The organism is Actinomyces polynesiensis, assembly GCF_000820725.1.
Lineage (GTDB): Bacteria > Actinomycetota > Actinomycetes > Actinomycetales > Actinomycetaceae > Pauljensenia > Pauljensenia polynesiensis.
In genome coordinates this window covers 1-1,593 of the sequence record NZ_CCXH01000233.1, presented here as the reverse complement: position 1 = coordinate 1,593, position 1,593 = coordinate 1, and the positions used below count along the sequence as shown (strand labels likewise).

The following is a 1,593-nucleotide window of genomic DNA, read 5'->3' as shown; positions in this document are numbered from 1 at the left end:
TGACGGCGCTCACTGAAGTTCCTCAGTTCTGCTCATCGAAATTCCCCACTCTGGGTCGCTCCGCCGCATGAGGCGGGCCTTCCTCGATGCTGGTGGTCTCTGACCACACACCAGCCCGAGGAAGGCCCTGTTTCTCATGCTCTCAGAGAGGAGCAGCGTGGACATCCACGCTCTGAAGCGGCAGGGGTTCACGATCAGTGAGATCGCCCGCCGCACTAACCATGACCGCAAGACCATCCGCGCGTATCTGAACGGGCAACGCGAGCCCGGCGTGCGTGCGCGCGCCGTCCCGGACCCGTTCGACGAGTTCGTCGACTACGTCTCCGCGAGGCTGACCGAGGACCCGCACTTGTGGGCGGTCACGCTGTTCGACGAGTTGCGTCCGCTCGGGTTCGAGGGGTCGTATCCGACGCTGACGCGACAGATCCGTTCCCGTGGGCTGAGGCCTGCCTGCACGGCGTGCGCGCACGTCACCAAGCGGGCGAACGCGGTCATCGACCACCCGCCTGGGGAGGAGACGCAGTTCGACTGGGTCGAGATGCCCGACCCGCCAGAGCAGTGGGGGCTCGGGCGGAAGACCGCGTACGTGCTCGTCGGCTCGCTCGCGCACTCGGGTGTCTGGCGGGGTGTGATCTCCCCGTCGATGGACACCCCACATCTGCTGGCCGCGATGACGACCCTGCTCGCCCTCCTGGGCGGGCTCACGAGGGTCTGGCGGTTCGACCGGATGCGGACCGTCCTCGACCACCGCACCGGCGACCTGGTCCCGCAGTTCGCGGCGTTCGCGAAGCATCACGGTGTCACCGCGGTGGTCTGCCGGCCACGGTCAGGGAACCGGAAGGGCGTGGTCGAGAAGAACAACCACACCGCCGCGCAACGCTGGTGGCGGACCCTGCCCGACGAACTCACGCTCGAGCAGGCGCAGGCCAGCCTGAACACGTTCGCCGCAGGGCAGGACGACCGGCGCCGTGAGGGCGAGCTCGGGACGACGACAGCGTCCGCCCTGTTCGTGAACGAGCGGCTCAGACCGCTACCTGCGGTTGTGTTCCCTGTGATCATCACAGAGGAGCGCACCGCGACCCGGCAAGCGCTGATCGACTGGCGCGGGAACCGCTACTCCGTCCCACCCGAACTGGCCGCTGCGAAGGTCGTCGTGTCCCAGCGGCTCGGCGACGACAGCATCGAGATCGCCACCATCTCGGGCGCGGTAATCGCCCGTCACAGCCTCGCGCAACCCGGGCTCGGGGTCACGGTCCGCGACAGCGGCCATGTCACCGCGCTCGAAGCCGTCGCGATGGCCTCGGCACCGCCAGGGCGTCCGCACCGCCGCAAGGAACGCATCCCGCCTGGTGCTGCCGCCCGGCAGGCCGCCGCAGTGCTCGCCGGCACCGCAGCACCCTCCACGACCGTGATCAGCCTGGCCGCTTACGAGCAGGCCGCGAAGAACAGGAACACCCTCCTATGACCACCTCCACGACCACCCCGGCAACCGCGGCCAGCATCTATCAGCAGTTGCGCGGCCACCTCACCGACCTGAAACTCGCCGACGCCGCGGACGCCCTCCCCGCCGTCCTCGACCAGGCGCAAGCCGAA

Annotated in this window: 1 protein-coding gene; it reads left to right on the top strand. The window is 68.8% G+C overall.

The window, feature by feature from the left end; all coding sequences use genetic code 11:
• The first annotated feature begins 157 nt into the window (after nucleotides 1-157).
• Complete coding sequence (gene istA / locus TA90_RS09950; RefSeq protein ID WP_197067885.1) at nucleotides 158-1,465, top strand: IS21 family transposase; 1,308 nt, start codon at nucleotides 158-160, stop codon at nucleotides 1,463-1,465.
• Nucleotides 1,466-1,593 lie beyond the last annotated feature (128 nt).